Genomic DNA, 23,932 nt, shown 5'->3' with positions numbered 1-23,932 from the left:
TCCCTTTATTCCAAGCCGTAGCTGGCCGCCACGTGAATTCGATTGCTGCCCGATTCGGTCTGGGTACCCGATCGCAGCGCATGGGCCACATCGGCAATCAAGCGCCACCGCCCGCGGCTGGCCCGCAGCCCCAGACCCACGGAGCCCACATTGCACGTGGTCTGCCCCGCGCGGCACTCCAGGTCCCCGTGGTTCTTGGCCTGTCCCCAGTCGGTGAAGACCACCGCCTGCAGCTGCGTGTCGCCCAGCGTCGACCAGGTCCAGACCGGGCTGCGCAGCTCCGCACTGGCGAGCCAACCGTTGTCCCCCAGCACCTCCCGCTCCCGATAGCCCCGCACCGAGTTGGCGCCCGCAGGGCCAAACTGCTCGCCAGAAATCAAGGCATGCGGACTCCACTGGCCCAATGCCCGAGCACTGAGTTGCCACTGCGCCGGCAACCGCCACTGCACCTGCCCCCCCAACCGCAGCACGCGATAGGACTTGACCGCGCCCGCACGCACCGCGTCAAAGTGGGCCGCACTGCCAAAACGCCCGCCTAGCCCCAAGTTTTGCACCGCACTGATGTGCCCCTCCCAAGCCGGGTCGCGCCCCCCTTGGGCGCTGTATTCCACTGAAAGCGGGTGGACGGTGACCGACTCCCCGGCCGGCCCGCAAGCCCCCTCCGGTAAACCTTCAATGGCGCAACGATTCCGGTACTCGCGGGTTTCAAGCCCCGCGCGCAGGCGGTGGCCCCAATCCCCCCGGCGCAACAGCAACTGCGTCCACTGCGCCCCCAGCACATGGCCTCGTCCGTTGAAGGTCAGCGCCCCGGCCGCGGTGGCGGTGTTGCCCCCGTCCACGTTCGAGCGCATGGCGTAGAAGTCCAGTCGCTGCGCGGGGCTTGGCAAGGGCAGGACGTAATTGCCGGACACGATGGCCACCCGACTGGGCCGCTCCACCGAGGTCTGAAGCATGCCCGTGAATTGGTGGCCCCAACCCGCCACGTTCGCGTGGCGCAGGCCAGCACTCACGCGAGTCCGACCACTTTGCTCACTGCCCGTGTTGTCCAGCGCCGCCTGCCCTTGCAGCACGGGGGACTCGGTCACCCCGATCTGGGCATCCACCGAGCCGATACGCTGGCCCGGCTCAAGGGTCACCGCCAGCTTGCGCGCCGGGTTCTGGTTGGCGAGCTCCACCTGGCGATCGATCTCCACAACGCGCGGGGTTTGCCCCTCTGCCAAGGCCGGGAGCGCTTGGCGAACCGAGTCGGCACTGAATTGCTCGGCACCCACGGCCACAACACGCCCCACCTTGCCCTCCAGCACCCGCACCTCGGCAATGCCGTCGCTCCCCGGGGCGAACACGCTCACCAACACAGCGCCATACCCCGCCTCGCGGTACGCCGCTTGCACGGCCTGCGCCGCCACCCGCAATTGCTGGTTGGTGCGCTCCCCTTTGTGTGCGACCAGAACCGCCTCGATCACCGCCGGCTCCAACAGGCTGTTGCCGTTGATCTTGAAACCCTTCACCACCGGCGCGGACTGCGCCGCCACCTGACTGGCCGCCATCACGCCAATCAGGGCCCAGCCCCAGGGCGCCCATGTGCACTTACGCATTGTTTTGCTTTCGTTCGAGTAATCGAGCCCGCCGGCCCGGGCGACACGCACCCAATTCCCGGTCTCGTTCAAAAGCAGTATTCGACCGCGCCTTCACAACCAGAGCAAGGGCAAACCCACCCCCCTGTTTGGAGGAGCCCGACGCAGACCATCGGCCAAGGCTGCAGTTCGTCGCATGCGGGCCGGTACAGGCCCCGTGCCCCGGCTTTTCGCGCCTACAGTCCGCCCGCCTTCAGGAATCGAACCATGAACCCCAAAACCTCCTCGACGTCCCCCGGTTTCATTCGCCGCGCGCTGCGCCCTTGGTGGGCGCGAGTCACCCTTCTGGCTGCGGGCATCGGTCTGGCCTGGGGGGCGTATCGACTGGTCAACCCACCCCCGCCCCCACCGGCCCCACCCAGCGGGACGGCGGCGCTTGCCGACATCCTGCAAACCGTGCAAGCCGCCGGCGTGTTGCAACCGCGCGTCAAAGTCGATGTCGGCGCCCAGGTCAGCGGCCAGGTGCAGAAGATTCACGTGCAACTGGGCCAGCAAGTGAAGAAGGGCGATTTGCTGGTCAGCCTGGACCCCGAGCTCGCACGCAGCGAAGTGGCGCAGGCCGAGGCCGCCGTGGCCCAGCAAGCTGCATTGATTGAAGCGCGCCAGGCCGATCTGAAGCTCACCCGAGCAGAGGTTGAGCGCCAGCGCCGCCTGCTCAAGGGCGAGGCCACCGCCGCGACCGAAGCCGAGCGTGCCGAGGTCGAACTGACCAAGCTGGAAGCTGACCTGCGCGGCCAAAGCGCCAGCCTCAAGCGCCTGCAGGCGGAGCTCGACAAGCGCCGGCTCTCGCTGGGCCACACCTCGATCACCGCCCCCATGGACGGCACGGTGGTGAACCTGCCGGTGCAAGAGGGACAGACCGTCATCGCCATCCAGATCACGCCCGTGATGGTGACCTTGGCCAACATGGACGAGATCACCGTGCGCACCCGGGTGCCCGAGGCCGACATCGCCAGCGTCAAGGTGGGCCAAAAGGCACGCTTCGTCACCCTCTCGGGTGAGGCGCAGCGCTACGAAGGCTCGGTGCGCGTCATCCAGCCGGTCCCTGAGCGCGCCGGCAACGCCGTTTTCTACAACGTGCTGTTCGAGGTGCCGAACAAGGAACGCAAGCTGCTCTCGGACATGACGGTGCAGGTCAACATCGAAACCGGCAGCGCCAAGCAGGTGCTGGCCATTCCCGTGGTGGCGCTGGGTGCGCGAGACGATGAAGGTCGCTTCGCCGTGCAGGTGCTGGAGGCGCCGGCGAAGGAGAGCAAAGATGCCCCGAAGCACAAGGAGCGCAAGATTCGCACCGGTTTGCAAGACGGGGGCCGCGTGCAGGTGCTCGAAGGCCTGAAGGCCGGCGAAAAAGTGCTGCTGGCCCCGCCGCCGCCCGAATCTGCTGCCTCAGCCGCGGCCTCGGCTGCAGCCAGCGGGCAGTGACGCCATGGCCCGCGACCTCCTGATCCACCCAGCCGCCCAAGGCGACGGGCTGCACCCATCGCCGCAGCGCAGCGCGCCGCCGCTGATCGAGTTGCGCGCCATCGGCCGGCACTACACCCTCGGCGACATCGAGGTGCGCGCACTCGACGGCGTGAGCCTGGCCATTGAGGCCGGCGAGTTTGTCGCCGTTATCGGCCAGTCCGGCTCGGGCAAGAGCACCCTGATGAACGTGCTGGGCTGCCTGGACAACCCGACCGAGGGCCAGTTCCTGATCGACGGCCAGGACGCCAGCCACTTCGGCCCGGACGAACTGGCCGCGTTGCGCCGCGAGCGCTTTGGCTTCATCTTCCAGCGCTACCACCTCCTGCCGCACCTGGATGCGCGCGCCAACGCCGCCCTGCCCGCCGTGTACGCCGGCGCCAGCCAGGCCGAGCGCAGCAGCCGCGCGCAAGCCCTGCTGGAGCGCTTGGGCCTGGGCGAGCGCCTGCACCACAAGCCCAACGAACTCTCGGGTGGCCAGCAACAGCGGGTGTCGATTGCCCGCTCGCTGATGAACGGTGGCCAGATCATCTTGGCGGACGAGCCCACCGGCGCACTGGATTCCGCTTCGGGCGCCGAGATGCTCAAGCTGCTGCGCGAACTCAACGAGCGCGGTCACACCATCATCCTGGTCACACACGACCACCAGGTCGCCGCCCATGCGCGTCGCGTCATCGAGCTCAAAGACGGCAAGGTGATCCGCGACAACGGCACCCCCGCCACGCACCAGCCGCCGCAGAGCGAGGACAGCCAGCCCCTGCCGCCCGCAAGTTGGTGGCGGCGCCTGCAGGCGCAGTGGCGCGAGGCCTTTGCCTCGGGCGTGCAGTCGCTCAAAGGCAACCGCCTGCGCACCGCGCTCTCCATGCTGGGCATCAGCATCGGCATTGCCGCTGTGGTGTCCATCTTGGCCCTGACCAGCGCCGCGCGCGGCAGCATCGAGAAAGATGTCAGCGGCTTCATGTCGGGCCGCATCATGGTCTGGCGCGGCAACCCCAATCTGCCGCCCGGCCAGCAGGCCAAGGCCTTCACCGCGGCGGACATGGCCTCGATTCGCGCGCTGGCGGGCGTCAAAGCCGTCACCACCGAGCGCGAAGCCCAGATGACGGCCCGCCACGGCGCCCGCGACAGCTTGGTCACCGTGCTCGGCGCCGAGGCCGACACCCTGGCCATGCGCAAGCTCAAGCTCGACGCCGGCCGCGTGTTCCAGCCCCATGACTTCAGCAGCGCCGCCCAGGTGGCCCTGATCGACGAGAAGGCCCGCAACAACCTCTTCAAGCCGGGCGAGAACCCGGTGGGGCGCACCCTGCTCATCAACCCCATGGCTGGCATGGGGGGCGACCCCATGGCCACGGTGGCCCAGGGCGGGCCTGTGGCCCCACCGGCCGTGGGCGTGGCGCTGCCCGTCACCATCATCGGCGTCGTCAAACCCGACACCGGCGGTTTGGTGAACTTTGGCTCGTGGCTGGGCCAGGTGTTCGTGCCGCACACCGCCTTCGCGCGCAAGCTGGACCTGCGCACCGATGCGGATCAGTTCAATGTGCTGCTCGACTTCACGGTGCCCCCCGAGGAAGTGCGCCGCCACATCGAGTACCGCCTGCGCGCGCTCCATGGCGCCGAGGACTTCGGCACCTGGAGCGCGGAAGAGGAGTTCCGCAAGTTCCAGCAGGTCACCGGTGCGATGGCACTGCTGTTCGCCGGCGTGGGCGCCATCTCCCTGCTGGTGGGTGGCGTGGGGGTGATGAACATCATGCTGGTGTCGGTCAGCGAGCGCACCCGCGAGATCGGCATCCGCATGGCCGTGGGCGCGCGCCAGCGCGATGTGCGCCTGCAATTCCTGGTCGAAGCCGTGCTGCTGTGCTGCCTGGGCGGCTTGGTGGGCGTGCTGCTCAGTTGGCTGGGCGCACAAGGCATCAATGCGGCGCAGAGCGACCTCAAAGTGGAGGTGAGCTGGGCGGCGCTGGGCGTGGCCTTTGCGGTCTCCAGCCTGGTCGGCCTGATCTTTGGCACCTTGCCGGCGCGGCGCGCTGCCGCCCTGTCCCCCGTCGATGCGCTGGCCCGGGAGTAAGAACATGAACAACAAGACCATCCTGGCCAGCACCCTGGCCCTGCTGCTGGGCGGCTGCGCCGTTCAGCCCCCCGTGGCTCCGCAAGCCAGCACCGCCCTGCCGGCGCAATGGCAGCAGTTTGAGGGCCAAGACGCCGGCGCGGCACAGCCCGACTGGGCCGGCCTGCTCGACCCGGCCCTGAGCCAGTTGCAACAGCAAGCCCTGGCCGCCAACCGCGACATCGCCCAGGCGGTCTTGCGCTGGCGCCGGGCCGAGTTGCAGACCCAAGGCGCTGGGCTGGACCGCCAGCCCAGTCCCAGCCTCGGCTTGGACGCCTCGCGCAGCCGTGCCGTGGAGCACGGCCCCACTGCACGGAGCCACGGCCTGAGTGCTGGGCTGAATTACGAAGTCGATCTGTGGCAGCGCCTGGCCCAGACCGAGCGCGCTCAAGCGGCCGAAGCCGAGGCCGCGCGCACCGACATCGCGGCGGCCCAATTGCTGATCCGCACCCAGGTGGCCGAACGCTATTGGAGCCTGGCCGCGCTGGCGCTCGAAGAGCCGCTGATCACTGAACAGTTGCAGGCGGCCGAGCAGGTCGTCGAGCTGACGAGACAGCGCGTGCGCGAGGGCAAGCTGTTGCCCATCGAGGTGGACAAGGCCGCTGCCACCGTGCAAGGCCTGCGTTCGCGCCTGGCCCAGCTGGCGCGCGAACGCAGCAGCCACCGCCTGGCCCTGGGCTTGCTGCTGAACCAGACCGAACCCGTCCTGCCGGCCGCGGCCCAGTTGCCCCACGCCGCGCCGCCGCGATGGCTGCCGCCGCCGCCCGAGCAGGCGCTGGCGCGCCGGCCGGACGTGCAGCGGGCCCGTCTGCAGGTGGACGCCGCCCTGGCCCGCCAGCGCAGCAACGAGGCCGCGCGGTATCCGCGGCTGAGCCTCAGCGCGGGCCTCAGCACCGGCGGCAGCGACGCCGGCGACTGGCTGCGCAACCCGCTGGCCAGCCTGGCCGCCAACCTGGTCGTGCCCTTGGTGGACTGGCGCCGCCTGGACCTGCAGCGCCAAGGAGCATTGACCGACGTGGAAAGCAGCGCACTCGCCCTGCGCGACAGCCTGCACCGCGCCTTGGTTGAGATCGAAGGCTTGGCCGCCGAGCAGCGCGAGCTGCAGGCACAGGAGCTGGCCAATGCAGCCCGATTGCAGGAAGCCCGGCGCACGGCGCAGCTGGCCCAGTTGCGCTTTGAAGTGGGCGCCATCGCCCGCGCCGACTGGCTGCAGGCGCGCAATGCCGCGCTGGCGGCCGAGCAAGAAGGCATCCGCCTGCGGCTGCGCGCCTGGCTGAACCAGGCGGCGCTGCACAAGGCACTGGCCAGCGACCGTTGAGGGGCGGCTGGCCGCCTGCAGCGGGGCGGCCGGGCTCCGCTCAGCCGCCCGCCAGCGGCGCCAGCGCCTGCGCCAGATCGGTGGTCAGCACCTCGGGCTCTTCCAGACCAATGGCCAGGCGCAAGACGGGCCCGCGGCGCCCCCCGGGCAGGCTCCGAAGCAAGGCCAAGTCATAGGGCACGGCCAGCGAGACTGGCCCGCCCCAACTCCAAGCCAGGCGGAACACCCGCAGCCGGTCTGCCGCGGCTTCCACGGCTGCCGAGCTGACCCCCTCGTGGAACGTCAGCGTGAGCAAGCCAGCGGCGGCCTGGGCGTCTCTGGCCCAGGCGGCGTGGCCGGGAGAGCCGGGCAAGGCCGGGTGCAGCACCTGGCGCACGGCCGGGTGCTGCTGAGCCCAAGCGGCCACCTGCCGCGCCGCGGCGTCCTGCGCCGCATATCGCAGCGGCAGTGTGGCCAGGCCCCGCAACACCAGTTCCACGTCGTTGGCCCCCACCCCGAGGCCGCTGCGGCCGTGGGCCGCCGCCAAACGCTCATAGAGCGCGCGGTCGCGGCAACCGATGGAGCCCATCAGCACATCGCCGCCCCCGCTGGGGTACTTGGTCAAGGCGTGAATCGTCACGTCCACGCCGAAGTCAAACGGCGCAAACGCCAAGCCCGCGCCCCAGGTGTGGTCCAGCGCGATCAGCGCCTGCGGCGCCCGCTCGCGCACGGCGGCCACCAAGGCCGGCAGGTCAGGGAACTCCAGCGTCACCGAGCCAGCCGCCTCCAGCCAGACCAAGCGGGTGGCCGGCGTCAGGCGGGCCGCCAGGTCAGCCGGGTCCAGCGGGTCGTAGACGTCGAACGTGATGCCCCACTGCGCGAGCTCGTGGCGCGCCGCATTGCGGCTGGGCCCGTAGACGTTGTCCGGCAGCAGCAGGTGATCCCCGCTCTTCAGAAACGTCTGGTTGACCAGATTCAGCGCCGCCAGACCGCTGGGCGCGAGCAGGATGTGCTCCGCCCCTTCCAGCGTGGCCAGCCGGGCCTCCAGCGCAAACGTAGTCGGTGTGCCCTGCAAGCCGTAGGTGTAGGCGTCGCGATCGGCCCAGCGCACGCGCTTGAGGGCGGCCACGTTGGGGAAGAAGATCGAACTGCCCTTGTGCACCGGCTCGACGGGCGAGGCAAAGCCCGCGGGCGGCTGATAGGGGTGGTGAATCAGCTCTGCGGCGGGCTTGCGGTCGGTCATGACTCAGATCGGCTGGGCGATCAAATCGTGACCTTCAGCGGCCACCACGCGGGCGCGGGTGAACTCCCCCACCTTGAGCTGCTTGCTGGCCTTTTCGGGCGGCAGCAAGCGCACCGTGCCATCGATCTCGGGCGCGTCGGCGAACGAACGCCCCACGCCGCCCTTGCGGCCCAGGGCCGGCGCGCTGTCGATCAAGACCTGCAGGGTCTGGCCCACGCGCCGTTGCAGGCGCTGCACCGACACCGCCTCGGCCACGGCCATGAAGCGCGCACGGCGCTCCTCCCGCAGGGCATCGGGCAACTGGCCGGGCAAGGCATTGGCGCTGGCGCCCTCCACCGGCGAGTAGGCAAAACAGCCGGCGCGGTCGATGCCCGCCTCGCGCACGAAGTCCAGCAGGTGCTGGAATTCTTCTTCCGTCTCCCCGGGGAAACCGGCGATGAAGGTTGAGCGCACCACCAGCTCCGGGCAGGCCTCGCGCCAGCGCAGCAGGCGCTCCAGGTTTTTCTCGCCGCTGGCCGGGCGCTTCATGCGCTTGAGCACATCGGGGTGCGAGTGCTGGAACGGCACATCCAGGTAGGGCAGCACCAGACCCTCGTTCATTAGGGGAATCAGCTCGTCCACGTGCGGATAGGGGTAGACGTAGTGCAGTCGCACCCAGGCGCCATAGGGTTTGGCCAACTCGCCCAGCTCACGCACCAGATCCAGCATGCGGGTCTTGACGGGTTTGCCGTCGAAGAAGCCGGTGCGGTATTTCACGTCCACGCCGTAAGCGCTGGTGTCCTGGCTGACCACGAGCAACTCTTTGAGCCCGCCCTCGAACAAGGCCTTGGCTTCCTTGAGCACATCGCCCACCGGGCGCGAGACCAAGTCACCCCGCATGCTGGGGATGATGCAAAAGCTGCAGCGGTGGTTGCAGCCCTCGCTGATCTTCAAATAAGCGTAATGCTTGGGCGTGAGCTTGATGCCCGCGGCCGGCACCAGATCCATGAAGGGGTCGTGCGGCTTGGGCAGGTGCTGGTGCACCGCGTCCATCACCTCCTGCGTGGCATGGGGGCCGGTCACGGCGAGCACCTTGGGATGGATCTGCTGCACCAAGTTGGCCCCATCGGCCGCCTGTTTGGCGCCCAGACAACCGGTCACGATGACCTTGCCGTTCTCGGCCAGCGCCTCGCCGATGGTGTCCAGGCTTTCCTTGACCGCATCGTCGATGAAGCCGCAGGTGTTCACGATCACCAAGTCGGCGCCAGCAAAGGTCTTGCTGGTCTCGTAGCCCTCAGCGCTCAGCTGCGTCAGGATCAGTTCGCTATCCGTCAACGCCTTGGGGCAGCCCAGGCTCACGAATCCCACTTTGGGCGTGCTCGCCCCGTTCACATCACTCATCACTTGGTCTTTCCAAAACCCGGCACCCCAGGGAACAGCGCGCCCTTGGCCATCTGCTCTTGCATTTGCACAAACAGGTTTTTGCTCTGTTCGAAGTAGTTCCCCATCAGCCCTTGCATCATGGGCGCCTGGCCCTGCATGAACTGCGCCCACGCTTCCGGCGTCAGGCCCATGGCCCCGCTTTGCTCGGCAAAGCGCTGCTGCATGTCGGCAAAGGTTTGCAGGTTTTTGGCCAAATAGTCCTGCAACACACCCTGCATGGCTTGCCCATAGAAGCGGATGATTTGCTCCAGCATGGGCGTGGAAAACAGCGGCACGCCCCCGGTCTCTTCTTCCAGAATGATTTGCAGCAGGATGGCGCGCGTCAGGTCTTCGCCCGTCTTGGCGTCCCGCACCTCAAAGTGCTGACCGTCCAGGACCATCGCCTTGACATCCTGCAGCGTGACATAAGCGCTGGTCTGGGTGTCGTACAGCCGACGATTGGGGTACTTCTTCAGCACGCGCGGTGCGGCCGTGGGGCTGGCTGCTTCGGCGTCTGGGGCGGCTGCGCGGCGCCGAGTGGCCATGGGGGCTCCGGTCAGGTTGGTTGTTGAGTTCGGCATTTTAAGGAGGCCCCTGTCGCCACTACGATTCGCGCCCGCGCCGTTTAACGAATGCACGAATGAATCAACGAGTTACCCCCTGGGCCTTTGTTCCAGAAACCCGCTTTGGCCTGTGGTTCTTATCGACCGCCACCTGGCGAATTCATGTTCTCGCCCGAGCGCTAAATGACCTGCAGCGCCTGGCGCCGGAGTTGCCGATGGGCGGCGTGGTGTTGGACCTCGGAACCGGCCGTGGCCATTCGCTGCTTGAACTCAGCTCCCGTTTCAAGCCACAGCACATCCATGCCACCGACCCTGACCCTGAGTTTTTGATTCGCAGTCAGGCCAACGCTGACGCCTGCCCAGCACCCGTCACCCGCCACCAAGCACATGCGGAGCAGCTACCGCTCCCAGACGCGTCGGTAGATTTGGTGCTCTGCCACCAAACGCTCCATCACATCGTGGACCAGGAACGTGCGCTCAAGGAAGTCTTTCGGGTGCTCAAGCCCGGTGGGTACTTGCTACTGGCCGAGAGCTGTCGCGCTTACATCCACAGTTGGGTCATCCGATACTTGTTCCGACACCCGATGCACGTCCAGCGAACTGCACCGGAGTATCTCCAGTTGCTACAAGCCGCGGGGTTTGAGGTCGCAGCCAACCGCGTCAGCACGCCGTACTTGTGGTGGAGTCGAAGCGACCTGGGTGCCTTCGAATGGTTTGGCTTCAAGGTCCCCGAGCTGGGGCACCGGGAAGAAACACTGTTGAATTGCATCGCCCAAAAACCGTTGGACTGATAGCGAAAAACCCCGTCAGCCAAACGACTGACGGGGTTTTGAATTGGTAGGCGCGATTGGACTCGAACCAACGACCCCCACCATGTCAAGGTGGTGCTCTAACCAGCTGAGCTACGCGCCTGGGGTCTGCTCTTGCGCTGCGAGCACTGCTGCACTGCAAGAGCCCGCCACTATAACACAGGTTTTAGCGCCGTCGAGCCGCACGAACGCCTGGGACTTGGGTGATGGCGCGCAGCGTTTGTTGCAAAGCCTCAGCGCCGGGCAGTTCGAGGGTGAAGGCCATCCACTGCGTGTCCGGGCGGCTGCCGCGCTGGGTCTGGGTCTTGGCGCTGCTGACGCGCAGGCGCAGCTTGGCGAAGACTTCGAGCACGTCGCGCATGACGCCGGGGCGGTCCTGCGCCTCGACACTGAGTTCGACGGGGTAGAGCTGGCCGGCCGTGTTGCCCCAAGTGACGTCGATCTCGCGCTCCGGGTCGCGGCGCAGGGCCTCGCGCAGGTTGCTGCAGTCGGCACGGTGGATGGCGACGCCGCGCCCACGGGTGACGAAACCCCGGACGGTGTCCGGCGGCGCCGGGCGGCAGCAGCGAGCCAGGTTGGTAAGCAAGGAGTCCACGCCCACCACCAGCACGCCCCCGCGGTCCGTGCGCTCAGCGGCGGGGCGCACGTGCTGGCGCGCGGCCGCCTCGTCGTCGTGCTGCGGATCGGGTGCCGCTGTGGGGCGCAGCAACTGCTCGATGGGTTTGAGCGAAAATTCGTCCTTGCCCACCACCTCGAACAGCTGCTCGGCGTTCTTGAAACCCAGACGCTCGGCCAGTTCATCGTGCTTGATGGCGGTCTTGCCCTCGCGGGCGAGCAGCTTCTCCACCGCCTCACGGCCGCGGGCGATTTCCTCCTCGGTGTGCAGGGCGTTGAACCAGGCCCGCACCTTGGCACGCGAACGCGGCGAGGCCAGGAAACCCAGCTCCGGGTTGAGCCAATCGAGCGAGGGGCCTCGCTCTTTGACCGCCAGCACTTCCACCGTCTGGCCGCTTTGCAGTGGCGTGTTGAGCGGCACCAGCTGGCCGTCGACCTTGGCGCCTCGGATGCGGTGACCCAGGTCGGTGTGGACGTGGTACGCAAAGTCAATGGGCGTGGCCCCGGCGCACAGCTCAATGACGGCAGCCTGAGGCGTGAACACGAACAGGCGGGCGTCCGCCTCGCGCATGGGCTCCGGGCTGTGCTCGCTGAGGTCGCGCTCCCAAGCGAGCAGCTGGCGCAGCACGGCCTTTCGGGCCTCGCGCACCTGGGCCTCCTGGTCCCCCGCCGTGGCCTGGCCGGCATAGCCCTTGGCGCCAGCCTCCTTGTAGGCCCAATGCGCCGCCACGCCGTGCTCGGCGTGTTCGTGCATGGCCCGGGTGCGAATTTGCACCTCCATGGTTCGACCGTCCGTCCCGCGAACCACGGTGTGTAGGCTTTGATAGCCATTGGCCTTGGGGCGCGCGATGTAGTCGTCAAACTCGCCATCCACCGGCGTGTACAGCTCATGCAAGCGCGCCAGCACGGTGTAGCAGTCGTCTACCGTCTCGACCACCACGCGCAAGGCCCGCAGGTCGAACACGCGCTCCAGCGTCAGGCCCTTGCCCTGCATCTTTTTCCAGATGCTGTAGAGGTGCTTGGGGCGCCCCTGCACCTCGCCCGAGACGCCCAGGCGCTGGAGTTCGCTACTCAACTGCGCCCGGGCCTGGTGCACACGCAGTTCGCGTTCCAGGCGCTTCTCGTGCAAGGCTTTGGCCAGGCCGTGGTAGGGCTCGGGCTCCAGGAACCGGAAGGCCAGATCCTCCAGCTCCCACTTGATCTGCCAAATGCCCAGCCGATTGGCCAGTGGCGCGAAGACTTGGCGCGATTCCAGCGCCAGCTCATGCGGGCAAGGCTGCCGAGCTGCCGCATGCCAGCGCAGGCTCTGCAAGCGCGAAGCCAGGCGCAGCAGCACCACACGCAGGTCCTTGCTAAAGGCCAGCAGCATCTTGCGCACGCGCTCCAACTGCAGGGCGGCCGCTTCGGCATCTTCAATGTGCGCCGCGCGTGCAGCGCGCTGGATGCGCATCAGCTTGCGGGTGTATTCCACCAATTCCGCAAAACTCGGACCAAATGCCTTGCTGGTCGCCTCTTCGGGGTGAGCCAAATGCTCCGCGGCATACACCAAGTACGCCGCCGCTTGAATGCTGGGAGACGCGCCAATACCGGCCAAGATGGCCACCACGCCATCCGCGTGCGCCAGTTGGTCCTCCCCAGTATCCAGCAAGCGGCCTGACAGCAGGGGTTCGGCAAAGGCGCGGGCCCGCGTGAGCAGGTCCGGCGCCTGGACTGAACGAGTCGCGCCGGGCAGCCGGTCCGGCAACTCAAGAGCCGGCCCTTCCTCCAGCAACTGAACAATGGGCGCTCGCTGGGCTTCGTCGGGCGCAGTCTTCATGGTTGGCGCAGGAACTCCAAAACAGGTCCGAAATGCGTCGAACGATCGAGCAACGAGGCGTGCCCGACCTCGGGCAAATTCACCCACTGCGCCTTGGGGCCCGTCAGCGCCATGCGCTGTGCGGTCTCGGGTCGCAGCAAATCGCTCTGTTCGCCCCGGAGCAGCAGCACCGGCTGCCGCAAGCTTTCGTAAGCGGCCCACAGAAAGAGCTCTGACTCCATCGCCGTCTCCGGCGTAAGGGCGCGCAGCGCCAAGCCGATACCCGGGTCGTAATGCAGGCGCACCCCGTCAGGCGTTGCGCGAAGCATGGGGGCGGAGCGAGTGGTCCAGTCCGCTTCGCTGTAGGCACCAAAACCTGGCGAAATTTCACGTAAATGCGCCGTGGCCACAGCAGCGCTGGGGAAGTGCATCTCGCGGCCGATATAGGTGGCGATGCGCTGCAGGGCGCTCCACTCCAGAGCGGGGCCCACGTCATTCAAGACCAAGCGGCGCACCGGGCTGTCGGGCAAGGCCGCCAAGATCAAGCCGATCAAACCGCCCATCGAGGTTCCCACCCAGTCCACCTGCGCAACATTCAGCCGCGCCAACAGGGCCACCATGTCGGCCGCGTACTGCTGCAGGCCGTAGTGCTCGGGGTCCTCCAGCCAATCCGACTCCCCCCGGCCCACCACATCGGGGCAGATCACCCGGTACTCGCCCATCAATTGCTGGGCCAGCGTGTCGAAGTCACGCCCTTGGCGGCTCAGCCCATGAACGCACATCACCCCGTTTGGATTCTGAGGATCGCCCCAGGACCAATAAGCCATGCGGTGCAACCCCGAAGGGTTCAGGCACTGAACATGATGGAGTTGGGGCGCAGGCATTGGCTATCCTCTGTGGACTCGGAACCATCCTAAGGGAAAGCAGATGTTGAAAGGCAAGACCGCCCTGATCACGGGCTCAACGAGCGGCATTGGGTTGGGGCTCGCTCTCGCCTTGGCCCAGGAAGGTGCCAATGTGATGCTCAATGGCTTTGGGGACGTGGAGGCGGCCCGAGCGGCTGTGGGGCATTTGGGCGTCGAAGTCGACTACCACGGCGCTGACATGAGTCGCCCCGACGAAGTCGTGGACTTGGTTCGCGCCACCGAGGCGCGGTTCGGCGGCCTGGACATCCTGGTGAACAACGCCGGCATCCAGCACGTGGCGCCGATTCAGGACTTTCCCCCCGAGCGCTGGGATGCCATCTTGGCCATCAACTTGAGCAGCGCCTTTCACACCTTGCGCGCCGCCCTGCCCGGCATGTTGGCCCGGAACTGGGGGCGTGTGATCAACATCGCGTCGGTTCACGGCCAAGTGGCCTCGGTCAACAAGAGTGCTTATGTGGCGGCCAAGCATGGGCTGGTGGGTCTCACCAAGGTCGCGGCCTTGGAGACGGCCACCACGGGTGTCACCGTGAACGCCATTTGCCCGGGCTGGGTCCTCACCCCCTTGGTGCAGAAGCAGGTGGACGCCCGCGCCCAAGCTGACGGCGTCGATGGAGAAGAGGCGACGCGGCGCCTCTTGGGTGAGAAGCAGCCCTCCCTGGCTTTCACCACCCCTGATCAATTGGGAGCACTGGCGGTCTTCCTGTGCAGTGAGGCGGCAAAGAATGTGCGCGGGCAAGCCTGGGGCATGGATGGCGGGTGGACGGCCCAGTAACCCGATGACCGAACGCCGCACCAATTTGTAACAAGTGTGCGACGAAGCGTCGCCAGCGCTGTGAATTTGTAACAAGGGGCGAGCCGGCGCTTTCAAAATCGACCCCTGCTGGTTGTTCAGCCGCCTGGAGCCCCGCCATGACTGCCTCTTACGCCTCGCCCCGTGTTCAGCGCATTGCTGTGGTTGACGACGATGCCCGCATCCGCGATCTGCTCAGGCGCTACCTGACGCAAGAGGGGTTTGAGGTCTACCCCGCAGAGGATGGGGCGGCACTCACACGGCTGATTGGCCGCGAAACCCTGGACTTGATCGTGCTGGACCTGATGATGCCGGGCGAAGACGGCTTGTCGATTTGCCGGCGCCTGCGCGGTGCGGGCAATGCCACGCCGATCGTGATGCTCACGGCCAAAGGCGAAGACGTGGACCGCATCGTTGGGCTGGAAGTGGGGGCGGACGACTACCTGGCCAAGCCCTTCAACCCCCGCGAACTGCTCGCCCGCATTCACGCGGTGCTGCGGCGCTCGCCCGGCCCCGAAGCGCCCGGCGGACCCTCACGCGAAGCCGAGACGGTGGCCTTTGGCCCCTTCCGGTTTGACATCGCCGCCCGCCGCTTGAGCCGCGACGGCCAAGAACTGCCGCTCACGACCGGTGAGTTCGCCATGCTCAAGGCTTTGGTTCGCCACCCCCGGACCCCGATGAGCCGCGAGCGCTTGGCCCAACTCACTCGCGGCCGAGAATTCGAGCCCTATGACCGCAGCCTGGACGTTCAGGTGTCCCGGCTGCGCAAAATGATCGAATCCGATGCCGCCAGTCCGCGTTACATCCAGACCGTTTGGGGTCTGGGCTACGTCTTTGTGCCGGATGGCGCTGAAGGGTCGGCTCCCGCCACGCCGTAACCGCCCTCACGGACCTTGCAGATGATCAAACGGCTGGTCGGCCTGAACCTGTTCTGGCGCACGTTCGCCTGGCTGGCCCTGCTGCTCGCCGGTGCCGGGCTGGGTTGGTTGACCACCTTCCGCGCCCTGGAAGCCGAGCCCCGGGCACTCCAAGCCGCTCAGCAGTTGGGGGACCTGGTCTTGCTGTCCCAAGCGGCGCTGGGACACGTGGAGGCCATCGAACGCGTCATACTCATCAAGTCGCTGGAGCAAGGCGCTGCCGTCAAAGTGCGTGTGGCCGAGCTGCGGGACGAGTGGCAGAGCTACGACCACTCGCCCTTCGAGCGACAAATCGCCTCGGCCCTGATTCGGCGGCTGGGCTCGGAAACCTTCGTCGCCCGCAGCGTGAACGGTGAGGCCGGTTTGTGGGTTCGATTTCAGGCGGGGCGAGATGCCTTTTGGCTGCGGGCCGCCCAGGAACCCAGCGCCAGCCTGCCCGCCCCCCGAATCTGGTGGCTCATGATCGTGGCCGGCGCCACCTTATTGGGCTCGGCCTTGATTGCCGGGTTGATCAACCGGCCGCTGCGGGCGCTTTCTGTCGCGGCGCACCGAATCAAAGAGGGCGAGTACGACTCTCGCCTGGATGAACACACGCTCACCAGCGAGATTCGCGAGGTGAACCGCGGCTTCAACCGCATGGCCCAAGTGCTTGCCAAGCTGGAGCAAGACCGCTCGATCATGATGGCGGGCATCTCGCACGACTTGCGAACGCCCCTGGCGCGGTTGCGGCTGGAGCTCGAAATGAGCGTGAACGATGAAGCCGCCAAGCAGGCCATGGCCCAAGACATCGATCAGCTCGATGCGGTCATTGGCAAGTTCATGGACTACGCCCGTCCGGGCGAGCGAACGGATCAGGCCCTGGCGCTGTCGGACGCCGTGGCCCGCGAAGCCCTGGCCTTTCGGGATGCGAAACAGATCCGCATCCACAACCGCGTGGCGCCTGATTTGTTGGTTCGCGGCGACCCCACCGAGCTGGCCCGCGTGCTGCAAAACCTGTTCGAAAACGCTCGCCGCTATGGCCACGCCCCGGGAGAAGCCGCGGACGTTCACGTCAGCGCGCTGGCGCAGGGTGCGGAAGTGCTGCTCCAGGTTCGTGACCATGGCCCGGGCGTCCCCCGCGACAGCCTGCCGGAGCTCACCAAACCCTTCTACCGCGGGGACCGTGCCCGCACCGCAGCCAGCGGCTCCGGGCTGGGGCTGGCCATCGTCGAAAAGTCGCTCGCCCGCATGGGGGCCCAATTGGAAATCAGCAATGCAGACGGGGGCGGGCTGCAGACCAAGATCCGCTTTCGTCGCGCCAACTGAGCCGTTTCGGGCCGGTGATGCCGCTGGGATCAGCCCGTGAGAAGGCAGATGGCCCGCGCCTCAATGGCTCGCTTTTCACCCACCGGCCCCAGGTGCTCCGCCGTCTTGGCCTTCACGTTCACCGCCTGCGGCTCCAGGCTCAGCACAGCCGCCAACCGCTGACGCATCGCTTCGATATGCGGTGCCAGCTTCGGCGCTTGAGCGACAACGGTGCTGTCTACGTTCACGATCTGCCAGCCTTCGGCGCGAACACGCCGGGCGGCCTCGGCCAACAAGGCCATGGAGTCCGCGCCCTTGAACGCCTCATCGGTGTCGGGGAAATGGTGCCCGATGTCCCCCAGCCCCGCAGCGCCCAGCAGCGCGTCGGTGATGGCATGCGCCAGCGCGTCGGCGTCCGAATGCCCCAGGAGCCCATGGCTGTGGGGAATGGTCACGCCGCCCAAGATCAAGGGGCGCCCTTCTACCAGCTGGTGCACATCCCAGCCCTCGCCCACCCGTAGTTTCGGCAGCGTCATGCGCGGCTCCTCAGCAATCGCTCCGCCAGCGCAAAGTCTTGCGGCAGCGTCACTTTCAGGTTTTCCATTGAGCAGGGCACCAGCAGGGGCCGCAAGCCCAGCGCTTCGATAGCACTGGCCTCGTCCGTCACCACCACACCCTGGGTTTTAGCCTCGCGCAAGGCTCGCTCGAGCAGGCCGAGCCGAAACATCTGCGGCGTCTGCGCGGCCCACGCATCGCGCCGGTCCACGGTGCGCTGCGCGCGCTGACCGGGGCCGTGCTTGAGCGTGTCCGCCACCGGCATCGCCAGCAAGCCCCCCACCGCATCGTCCACACACGCCTCGATCAGGTTCTGCACCCACTCGGGCCGCAGCAAACAGCGCGCCGCGTCGTGCACCAGCACCCAATCCTCGTCCCGCGCGCCGCGCTCCCGCAGCGCCTGCAAGCCCGCTGCCACGGTGTCCGCCCGCGTCGCCCCGCCACAGCGCGCGACCCAGGCGCGCGGCCCCACAAACATGGGCGCGGCCGCCTCAAAGGCCCCATCCTGCGGCGCCAGCACCACCAGCACGGCGGCCAAGGCCGGCACCTGCATCAGGGCATCCGCCGAGTGCGCCACCACCGTGCGCCCCACCAGCTCCACGTACTGCTTGGGCCGCCCCTGGGCGGCCCGCTCCCCCACACCGGCGGCGGGGACCAGGGCAAAACAGCGGGGGGGACTTGGAGTCGAGTTCGGAATCACAGGGGAATTTTAGGAAGAGGCCTACATCCAGCACGCGTAGCCTGCAAACAGATGCGGTCGGTTCAAGGCGACGAACTGCGGACCCAGCGCGGACCCTCACCCAGCCTCAACGTTGAGGCTGAGCCGCGAGCGGCGGACTGCCGACGCGAATCGGCTCGAGCGACCGGTTAGGGCGCTTTAGGAACATAGCGGTCCAAGCAAAGGTTGATTGGCTCGAAACCACTCACTTGCCTCAGAATCCCAGGGCCATACACCGCTAGTACTTGGCCAGAGCATTTGCAACGCTTCGAAATCCGGCCCACCATACAGCCACGAGGCTGAACGCATGTACTCCGCACGGTGCTGGCGGTCGACGAGCCCAAATTGGACCTCAAAGCCTTCTAGAAAGTCTGCGTACAAGACTCCAGGCGAAAACCTCTCTCCAGCTCGCACTCTGCGGTTGTACTCATTCACAAGCCAATGAGAAATTTCTGGCTTTAGCCCCACAACAATTAGCTCTGGTGCTTGGCTAGATTGCGCAATCCCGATGGAGTACGAGAAGGGCGGCTCGTCTCCATCTGGATCAAACACGGACGTCACGCTGCATCCGCATTTCTCGATGTGCGTGTGAATGTTCTGCTCGTATTCGGTCATTTGCTCCCTAACCTGTTACGGGGAGACTGCGTATTAACACACCATGCCGCGTAATGCGGTCCTGCATCTCATCTGCAAGTGCTTGTCACACATCGAGTTCCCACACATCGACTGCATCTTTACACAGTCCAAATTGGCGCCCCAATGCATTCGCCGCACAACACCTCTGTGCAATGGGATCTGCCTGACCTTGGGTCACTATGCCAGCGTTTGGGAGCATCGAAGACGGGGCCAGCAGGCTTCAAACGCCACCACCCCACCCTCACAACAACACGATGTCGTAATGCTCGGTCTGGTTGCCCGGCTCGGCGGTGAGTGAAATCGGGCGGCCGATGAAGTCGGAGAGGCCGGCGAGGTGCTGGCTTTCTTCGTCGAGCAGCATCTCCACCACGTCGGCGCTGGCGACCACGCGCAGCTCCTTGGCCGAGAACTGGCGGGCTTCGCGCAGGATTTCGCGCAGGATCTCGTAGCAGACCGTGCGGGCGGTTTTCACCATGCCGCGCCCTTGGCAGGTGGGGCACGGTTCACACAGCATGCGCGCCAGTGACTCGCGGGTGCGCTTGCGCGTGAGTTCCAGCAAGCCCAGCGGGGTGAAGCCGCCGACCGCCACCCGCGTTTTGTCACGCACCAAGTGTTTGCGCAACTCGGCCAGCACGGCTTCGCGATGGTCTTCCCGCCCCATGTCGATGAAGTCCACGATGACGATGCCCCCGAGGTTCCGCAGGCGCAATTGGCGGGCGATGGCGCCTGCAGCTTCGAGGTTGGTCTTGAAGATGGTGTCGTCAAAGTTCCGGGCGCCCACAAAGGCGCCGGTATTGACGTCAATAGTGGTCATGGCTTCGGTTTGGTCAAAGACCAGATACCCCCCGCTCTTGAGCTCCACGCGACGGGCCAACGCGCGCTGCAATTCCTCGTCGATGCTGTAGAGATCGAAGATGGGGCGCTCGCCGCTGTAGTGCTCCAGCTTGCCCACCAAGCCTGGCATGTACTGCTGGCCAAAAGCCTGCAGCGCCTCGTACTGCAGGCGGCTGTCGATGCGCACTTTCGTCGTGCGTTCACTGCACAAATCGCGCAGCACGCGCTGTACCAAGTTCAAGTCTTCATGCAGCAAGGTGCCCGGGGGCGACTTGAGCGCCCGCTCGCGCACCGTGTTCCAAGTCTTGCGCAAGTACGCGATGTCCGCCGCGAGCTCGGCATCGCTCGCGTCCTCGGCATTGGTGCGCAGGATGAAACCGCCGCCGCCCCCGGTGTCGCGGGTGCCCACGAGCGCCACCATGCGCTGGCGCAGCGCCTCCCGCGTTTCGGGCGAGCCAATCTTTTGACTGATGCCGATGTGATCGTCTTGCGGCAAATAGACCAGCATCCGCCCCGCGATGGAGACTTGACTGGACAGCCGAGCCCCTTTGGTACCGATGGGATCCTTAATCACCTGGACCATCAGCGCCTGCCCCTCAAAGAGCAGCTTCTCGATGGGAATGGGGGTTTCACCCCGGGGCGCCGCCGTGTGCAAGTCCGCGACGTGCAGAAACGCCGCACGTTCCAAACCGATGTCGATAAACGCCGACTGCATGCCGGGCAATACCCGGGCCACTTTGCCTTGGTACAGATTGCCGACCAAGCCCCGCTCCAGCGTGCGCTCCAGATGCAATTCCTGCACGGCGCCGTTTTCTACCAGCGCCACCCGCGTTTCTTGAGGGGACCAATTGATCAGGATGTCTTCGGTCACGGTGGAACTCCAGCCCGGCGATGAAAGATCAAAGATCCCAGCCGGCTTGGCGCAACAACTGCGCGGTTTCAAAGAGAGGCAAACCCATGATGCCCGAATAGCTGCCCTCAATCCGCTCGATCCAGCCCGCAATTTGGCTCTGGATGGCGTAGGCACCCGCCTTGCCCTGGGGCTCCCCGGTGGCCACGTAGCGATGCAGCACCGCGTCGGGAACCCGCGCAAATCGAACGGTCGAAACACTCACCAACTGGGCTTCACGCCGCGTGTCAGCCTCCCACCACGCAAGGCTCACGGCCGTGAGCACACGGTGCGTCTGCCCCGACAAGCGCTGCAACATCATCAGCGCGTCAGCGTCATCGGCGGGCTTGCCCAGGATGTCATTCCCCAACGCAACGGTGGTATCGGAGCAAAGCACCGGCCGCTCGGGAAGGTCCCGCTGCTGGCGACGCTCGAGCGCCGCCCACAGCTTGTTGGTGGTGACCCGGGCCACATAGGCATCGGGGCCTTCTCCGGCCAACTGGGTCTCCAGAGCTTCAGCGTCTTCCTCGGGGCCGGGCAACAGCAATTCGTGCGCCACGCCCAACTGAGTCAGCAGTTGGCTGCGGCGCGGGCTCTGAGACGCCAAAAAGAGGCTAGATTTCATTCGCGGTGATAGGGGTGACCGGCCGTGATGGACCAAGCCCGATACAAGCCTTCGACCAGGAGCACACGAGCCAGCGCATGGGGCAGCGTCAAGTCCGACAAGCGGAGCCGCTCATCCGCAGACTGCCGCAACGCAGGGTCCAAGCCGTCCGGCCCCCCCATGTAGAGCACGACATCCCGGCCGTCCAGCTTCCACTGGTCCAGTCGCTGGGCCCACTGCACGCTGGTTAGCCGTTCACCGCGCTCGTCCAAGACCACCCGGCGCGCCCCTTTGGGCGTGGCTTCTTGCAAGCGCAGCGCTTCGGCCGCCATCATTTGCGCCGCAGTCTTGCCCGTCGTGCGCGGCTCCGCCTTCACGGTCTTGAGCGTGAAAGGCAAATCCGGCGGAAAGCGTTTGGCGAAGTCGGCAGTGGCCTCGTCCGCCCAGGCGGGCAGACGCTGACCCACCGCCAACAATAGCAACTGCACTTACTTGACGGCCTTCTTCGCTGGGGCCTTTTTGGCTGCCACGCCAATGCGTTTGGCCGGTGCGGCCTTTTTGGCGGGCGCCGCTTTCTTCACGGGGGCGGCCTTCTTGGCCGGTGCCGCTTTCTTGGCGGGCGCGGCCTTCTTGGCCGCAGGGGATGCCTTCTTGGCCGAGGTCTCGCCCACTTTGACCACCTTCACGGGGGTCGCGGTCTTGGCGGCGACCTTGCGGGCTGGCGACTTGCGGGTCGGCGTCAACTCGCCATCGCCTTTGGCTGGGCTGGCGCGTTTGACGGCGGCCTTTTTGGCCGGCATGCCCAAAGCCTTTTCGGCGCGCGTCTTGGGCAAAGCGACCGCTTCGTTCTTCAGCGCTTCAGCGGCGCTGCCCGAACGGCGTGAGGTCGCAGCCTTCTTGGCGGGTGCCTTTTTCGCGGGCGCCTTGGCGCCCGCGTCTTCGCTGGCCTTCACCAAGCCCTTGACCGCACCGATCTTCATCTTGACCGGCTTTTCGCCCCAGATTTCTTCGAGGTGGTAGTAGTCGCGAATCTGCGGCTGCATCACATGCACCACGGCCGCGCCGCAGTCCACGATGATCCATTCCCCGTTGTCCTCGCCCTCGGTGCGCAGCACCTCAAACCCGGCGCCTTTGACCGATTCACGCACGCTGCTGGCCAGGGCCTTGGTCTGGCGATTGCTGGTGCCGCTGGCGATGATCACGCGCTCGAACAGCGGGCTCAAGTGCTCGGTATTGAAGATCTCAATGCGCTGGGCTTTGACGTCTTCCAGGCCGTCCACGATGGCCCGTTGTAGTTTGCGAATGTCCATGAGGGTGCGGCGTCAAGCGCCGTAAAGGTGGTGTTGGGCAATATAGCCGGCCACGTGCGGGCCAACCAGGGGGGTGATGTCCTCGCCACGCGACAGCCGGCGTCGGATTTCGGAGGCACTCACCGGGTCCTCGGCGAACTCAATCGCGGTGACCGCATGAGGCGGCAACGCCGGGTCCGCCTGCACCGATTGTCCCGCACGGGCGGCCACCGCCAAGCGACAGCTCGCCAAAAGCGCGTCCACCTGTCGCCAAGTAGAGAGCCGGGCGTATTGGTCCTGGCCGATCACCAGTGTCCAGTGGGCCTGGGGGTAGCCCACCCGCAGCCGCGCCAAAGTGGTGGCGGTGGCGCTGGGTTCGTCGCGCTCGATCTCCAGCGCGCTCACCTCCACCCTATCCATACCCGCGAAGGCCAACTGGGTCATGGCCAGCCGATGCGCGGCAGGGGCCAGGTCACCCTGCCCGGCCTTTTGCCAGGGCTGACCGGCGGGCATGACGATCAAACGGTCCAGCTGCAACTGCGCCAGCGCCGCCTGCGCCAATGCCCAGTGAGCCCGATGCGGGGGATTGAAACTGCCGCCGAACAGGCCCAGCTGCATGGCGCTTAAGCCCTCACAGCCACAACGCGGTCGGCTTTTCGTTCAACCAATCGCGCGGGGGCAGGAAGTCGGTGTAGAGCCGTGCCTCGGGCGTGCCGGCCTCCGGCTGGTACTGGTAGCGCCAGTTGGCCACCGGCGGCATGGACAAGAGGATGGATTCCGTCCGCCCACCCGACTGCAAACCAAACAAGGTGCCACGGTCCCACACGAGGTTGAACTCCACATAGCGCCCCCGGCGGTAGGCCTGGAAGTCGCGCTCGCGCTCGCCATAGGCATACCCATGCCGCCGCTCGACGATGGGCGCATACGCCGGCAAAAAGGCGTCGCCCACCGCTTTCATGAGCGAGAAGCCGCCGTCAAAACCGCCCTCTTCGTAGTCGTCATAAAAGACGCCGCCGATGCCCCGTGCTTCGTTGCGGTGCTTGAGAAAGAAATACTCATCGCAGGCTGGTTTGAAGCGCGCATAACGCTCGGGCCCCACGGCTTTCTCGCACACCCGGTGGAAGTGCTGGGCGTCACGCTCAAAGCCGTAATAAGGCGTCAGGTCCATGCCGCCGCCAAACCAGCTCACCGCCGGGCCGTTTTCCGGCTGGGCCGAGAGCATGCGCACGTTCAGGTGCACCGTGGGCACAAAGGGGTTGTGCGGATGAATCACGAGCGACACGCCCAGCGCCTCGAACGGAGCCCCTGCCAGGTGCGGACGCAAGGCCGTCGCCGAAGGCGGTAGCACCCGCCCCTTGACATGGCTGAACAGGACCGCCGCCCGTTCAAACACGGCGCCGCCTTCCAGCATGCGAGACAGCCCTTCGCCTTCCAAGCGCCCGCCGGGCTCGCGCTGCCAGGGGTCGGTGGCGAACACCTGGCCATCCAATGCTTCCAAGCCGGTGACGATGCGGTGCTGAAGGTCCAAAAGATAGTCGCGAACCTGGGCGGTGGTGGCGTTCATGGTC

At 66.4% G+C, this 23,932-nt stretch carries 22 protein-coding genes and 1 tRNA gene; 7 read left to right on the top strand and 16 right to left on the bottom strand.

All coding sequences use genetic code 11. The features are described from left to right. Positions 1 to 5: 5 nt before the first annotated feature. Positions 6 to 1,595, bottom strand: coding sequence for a ShlB/FhaC/HecB family hemolysin secretion/activation protein (locus tag I7X43_RS14575; protein WP_198101683.1), 1,590 nt, complete (start codon positions 1,593 to 1,595; stop codon positions 6 to 8). A 246-nt stretch (positions 1,596 to 1,841) separates the two neighbouring features. On the opposite strand from I7X43_RS14575, the gene I7X43_RS14570 reads away from it, so the two are divergent. The 3 genes from I7X43_RS14570 to I7X43_RS14560 are packed head-to-tail and all read left to right on the top strand — an operon-like array spanning position 1,842 to position 6,517. Further along, entirely contained in the window at positions 1,842 to 3,056 is a 1,215-nt protein-coding gene (locus tag I7X43_RS14570; protein WP_198101682.1) for an efflux RND transporter periplasmic adaptor subunit, read from the top strand. Between the two features lie 4 nt (positions 3,057 to 3,060). Further along, positions 3,061 to 5,160, top strand: coding sequence for an ATP-binding cassette domain-containing protein (locus tag I7X43_RS14565; protein ID WP_198101681.1), 2,100 nt, complete (start codon positions 3,061 to 3,063; stop codon positions 5,158 to 5,160). 4 nt (positions 5,161 to 5,164) lie between these two features. After that, complete coding sequence (locus I7X43_RS14560) at positions 5,165 to 6,517, top strand: TolC family protein (protein ID WP_198101680.1); 1,353 nt, start codon at positions 5,165 to 5,167, stop codon at positions 6,515 to 6,517. 40 nt (positions 6,518 to 6,557) lie between these two features. Here I7X43_RS14560 and I7X43_RS14555 read toward each other — a convergent pair whose 3' ends face one another. From I7X43_RS14555 to phaR, 3 genes are read right to left on the bottom strand one after another with little or no spacing between them, the layout of a single operon-like run. Continuing rightward, positions 6,558 to 7,739, bottom strand: coding sequence for a PLP-dependent transferase (locus I7X43_RS14555; RefSeq protein WP_198101679.1), 1,182 nt, complete (start codon positions 7,737 to 7,739; stop codon positions 6,558 to 6,560). A 3-nt stretch (positions 7,740 to 7,742) separates the two neighbouring features. Beyond that, the gene (gene rimO / locus I7X43_RS14550; protein ID WP_198101678.1) at positions 7,743 to 9,119 is read right to left on the bottom strand and encodes a 30S ribosomal protein S12 methylthiotransferase RimO; all 1,377 of its coding nucleotides are present in this window, start codon (positions 9,117 to 9,119) and stop codon (positions 7,743 to 7,745) included. Then, positions 9,119 to 9,685, bottom strand: a complete 567-nt coding sequence (gene phaR, locus I7X43_RS14545; RefSeq protein WP_198101677.1) for a polyhydroxyalkanoate synthesis repressor PhaR — start codon at positions 9,683 to 9,685, stop codon at positions 9,119 to 9,121. The genes rimO and phaR overlap by 1 nt, the downstream gene beginning before the upstream one ends. A gap of 95 nt (positions 9,686 to 9,780) precedes the next feature. On the opposite strand from phaR, the gene I7X43_RS14540 reads away from it, so the two are divergent. After that, positions 9,781 to 10,494, top strand: a complete 714-nt coding sequence (locus I7X43_RS14540; protein WP_198101676.1) for a class I SAM-dependent methyltransferase — start codon at positions 9,781 to 9,783, stop codon at positions 10,492 to 10,494. Positions 10,495 to 10,538: 44 nt separating this feature from the next. Here the strand turns inward: I7X43_RS14540 and I7X43_RS14535 are convergent. From I7X43_RS14535 to I7X43_RS14525, 3 genes are all read right to left on the bottom strand, one after another. After that, positions 10,539 to 10,615: transfer RNA gene (locus I7X43_RS14535), tRNA-Val, on the bottom strand. Between the two features lie 63 nt (positions 10,616 to 10,678). Beyond that, positions 10,679 to 12,943 carry a RelA/SpoT family protein gene (locus tag I7X43_RS14530; protein WP_198101675.1) on the bottom strand — a complete coding sequence of 755 codons (2,265 nt, stop codon included), beginning with the start codon at positions 12,941 to 12,943 and terminating at the stop codon, positions 10,679 to 10,681. Then, entirely contained in the window at positions 12,940 to 13,704 is a 765-nt protein-coding gene (locus I7X43_RS14525; protein ID WP_246480454.1) for an alpha/beta fold hydrolase, read from the bottom strand. Before I7X43_RS14525 ends, I7X43_RS14530 begins: the two co-directional genes overlap by 4 nt. A 145-nt stretch (positions 13,705 to 13,849) precedes the next feature. On the opposite strand from I7X43_RS14525, the gene I7X43_RS14520 reads away from it, so the two are divergent. The 3 genes from I7X43_RS14520 (at position 13,850) to I7X43_RS14510 (ending at position 16,860) form a co-directional block, all read left to right on the top strand. Continuing rightward, on the top strand, positions 13,850 to 14,620 hold the full coding sequence (locus tag I7X43_RS14520; protein WP_198101673.1) for a 3-hydroxybutyrate dehydrogenase: 771 nt from the start codon (positions 13,850 to 13,852) through the stop codon (positions 14,618 to 14,620). Between the two features lie 137 nt (positions 14,621 to 14,757). After that, a complete protein-coding gene (gene ompR, locus I7X43_RS14515) occupies positions 14,758 to 15,516 on the top strand; it encodes an osmolarity response regulator transcription factor OmpR (protein WP_198101672.1) in 759 nt (252 codons plus the stop codon). Positions 15,517 to 15,537: 21 nt separating this feature from the next. Continuing rightward, positions 15,538 to 16,860 (top strand): ATP-binding protein, encoded by a 1,323-nt coding sequence (locus I7X43_RS14510; RefSeq protein WP_198101671.1) that lies wholly within the window; start codon positions 15,538 to 15,540, stop codon positions 16,858 to 16,860. Between the two features lie 29 nt (positions 16,861 to 16,889). On the opposite strand, the gene ispF is transcribed toward I7X43_RS14510, so the two are convergent. The 9 genes from ispF to hemF all read right to left on the bottom strand — a co-directional run bounded on the left by ispF (position 16,890) and on the right by hemF (position 23,928). Continuing rightward, on the bottom strand, positions 16,890 to 17,375 hold the full coding sequence (gene ispF / locus I7X43_RS14505; protein WP_198101670.1) for a 2-C-methyl-D-erythritol 2,4-cyclodiphosphate synthase: 486 nt from the start codon (positions 17,373 to 17,375) through the stop codon (positions 16,890 to 16,892). Continuing rightward, positions 17,372 to 18,094: a 2-C-methyl-D-erythritol 4-phosphate cytidylyltransferase gene (gene ispD / locus I7X43_RS14500; RefSeq protein ID WP_310737580.1), complete on the bottom strand. Its 723-nt coding sequence runs from the start codon at positions 18,092 to 18,094 to the stop codon at positions 17,372 to 17,374. Before ispD ends, ispF begins: the two co-directional genes overlap by 4 nt. A gap of 177 nt (positions 18,095 to 18,271) precedes the next feature. Then, positions 18,272 to 18,727, bottom strand: a complete 456-nt coding sequence (locus tag I7X43_RS16640) for a DUF4262 domain-containing protein (RefSeq protein ID WP_198101669.1) — start codon at positions 18,725 to 18,727, stop codon at positions 18,272 to 18,274. Between the two features lie 262 nt (positions 18,728 to 18,989). Further along, complete coding sequence (rng, locus tag I7X43_RS14490; RefSeq protein WP_198101668.1) at positions 18,990 to 20,453, bottom strand: ribonuclease G; 1,464 nt, start codon at positions 20,451 to 20,453, stop codon at positions 18,990 to 18,992. 28 nt (positions 20,454 to 20,481) lie between these two features. Continuing rightward, entirely contained in the window at positions 20,482 to 21,096 is a 615-nt protein-coding gene (locus I7X43_RS14485; protein WP_198101667.1) for a Maf family protein, read from the bottom strand. Further along, the gene (gene rlmH, locus I7X43_RS14480; RefSeq protein WP_198101666.1) at positions 21,093 to 21,563 is read right to left on the bottom strand and encodes a 23S rRNA (pseudouridine(1915)-N(3))-methyltransferase RlmH; all 471 of its coding nucleotides are present in this window, start codon (positions 21,561 to 21,563) and stop codon (positions 21,093 to 21,095) included. The genes I7X43_RS14485 and rlmH overlap by 4 nt, the downstream gene beginning before the upstream one ends. Next, positions 21,564 to 22,385, bottom strand: coding sequence for a ribosome silencing factor (rsfS, locus tag I7X43_RS14475; protein ID WP_198101665.1), 822 nt, complete (start codon positions 22,383 to 22,385; stop codon positions 21,564 to 21,566). Positions 22,386 to 22,397: 12 nt separating this feature from the next. After that, positions 22,398 to 22,982, bottom strand: coding sequence for a nicotinate (nicotinamide) nucleotide adenylyltransferase (nadD, locus tag I7X43_RS14470; RefSeq protein ID WP_198101664.1), 585 nt, complete (start codon positions 22,980 to 22,982; stop codon positions 22,398 to 22,400). 13 nt (positions 22,983 to 22,995) lie between these two features. Next, positions 22,996 to 23,928, bottom strand: coding sequence for an oxygen-dependent coproporphyrinogen oxidase (gene hemF, locus I7X43_RS14465; RefSeq protein ID WP_198101663.1), 933 nt, complete (start codon positions 23,926 to 23,928; stop codon positions 22,996 to 22,998). Positions 23,929 to 23,932 lie beyond the last annotated feature (4 nt).

Origin of the sequence: Inhella gelatinilytica, from assembly GCF_016093295.1 — a bacterium.
GTDB classification, from domain to species: domain Bacteria; phylum Pseudomonadota; class Gammaproteobacteria; order Burkholderiales; family Burkholderiaceae_C; genus Inhella; species Inhella gelatinilytica.
Note: the sequence above shows the minus strand (reverse complement) of the source record. Positions and strands in the feature narration are given on the sequence as shown.

Excerpts from the sequence above, each read along its gene's own strand:
- I7X43_RS14575 (WP_198101683.1), bottom strand. The coding sequence starts at position 1,595 with ATGCGTAAGTGCACATGGGCGCCCTGGGGCTGGGCCCTGATTGGCGTG.
- I7X43_RS14570 (WP_198101682.1), top strand. The coding sequence starts at position 1,842 with ATGAACCCCAAAACCTCCTCGACGTCCCCCGGTTTCATTCGCCGCGCG.
- I7X43_RS14565 (WP_198101681.1), top strand. The coding sequence starts at position 3,061 with ATGGCCCGCGACCTCCTGATCCACCCAGCCGCCCAAGGCGACGGGCTG.
- I7X43_RS14560 (WP_198101680.1), top strand. The coding sequence starts at position 5,165 with ATGAACAACAAGACCATCCTGGCCAGCACCCTGGCCCTGCTGCTGGGC.
- I7X43_RS14555 (WP_198101679.1), bottom strand. The coding sequence starts at position 7,739 with ATGACCGACCGCAAGCCCGCCGCAGAGCTGATTCACCACCCCTATCAG.
- rimO (WP_198101678.1), bottom strand. The coding sequence starts at position 9,119 with ATGAGTGATGTGAACGGGGCGAGCACGCCCAAAGTGGGATTCGTGAGC.
- phaR (WP_198101677.1), bottom strand. The coding sequence starts at position 9,685 with ATGGCCACTCGGCGCCGCGCAGCCGCCCCAGACGCCGAAGCAGCCAGC.
- I7X43_RS14540 (WP_198101676.1), top strand. The coding sequence starts at position 9,781 with ATGAATCAACGAGTTACCCCCTGGGCCTTTGTTCCAGAAACCCGCTTT.
- I7X43_RS14530 (WP_198101675.1), bottom strand. The coding sequence starts at position 12,943 with ATGAAGACTGCGCCCGACGAAGCCCAGCGAGCGCCCATTGTTCAGTTG.
- I7X43_RS14525 (WP_246480454.1), bottom strand. The coding sequence starts at position 13,704 with ATGTGCGTTCATGGGCTGAGCCGCCAAGGGCGTGACTTCGACACGCTG.
- I7X43_RS14520 (WP_198101673.1), top strand. The coding sequence starts at position 13,850 with ATGTTGAAAGGCAAGACCGCCCTGATCACGGGCTCAACGAGCGGCATT.
- ompR (WP_198101672.1), top strand. The coding sequence starts at position 14,758 with ATGACTGCCTCTTACGCCTCGCCCCGTGTTCAGCGCATTGCTGTGGTT.
- I7X43_RS14510 (WP_198101671.1), top strand. The coding sequence starts at position 15,538 with ATGATCAAACGGCTGGTCGGCCTGAACCTGTTCTGGCGCACGTTCGCC.
- ispF (WP_198101670.1), bottom strand. The coding sequence starts at position 17,375 with ATGACGCTGCCGAAACTACGGGTGGGCGAGGGCTGGGATGTGCACCAG.
- I7X43_RS16640 (WP_198101669.1), bottom strand. The coding sequence starts at position 18,727 with ATGACCGAATACGAGCAGAACATTCACACGCACATCGAGAAATGCGGA.
- I7X43_RS14485 (WP_198101667.1), bottom strand. The coding sequence starts at position 21,096 with ATGAAATCTAGCCTCTTTTTGGCGTCTCAGAGCCCGCGCCGCAGCCAA.
- rsfS (WP_198101665.1), bottom strand. The coding sequence starts at position 22,385 with ATGGACATTCGCAAACTACAACGGGCCATCGTGGACGGCCTGGAAGAC.
- nadD (WP_198101664.1), bottom strand. The coding sequence starts at position 22,982 with ATGCAGCTGGGCCTGTTCGGCGGCAGTTTCAATCCCCCGCATCGGGCT.
- hemF (WP_198101663.1), bottom strand. The coding sequence starts at position 23,928 with ATGAACGCCACCACCGCCCAGGTTCGCGACTATCTTTTGGACCTTCAG.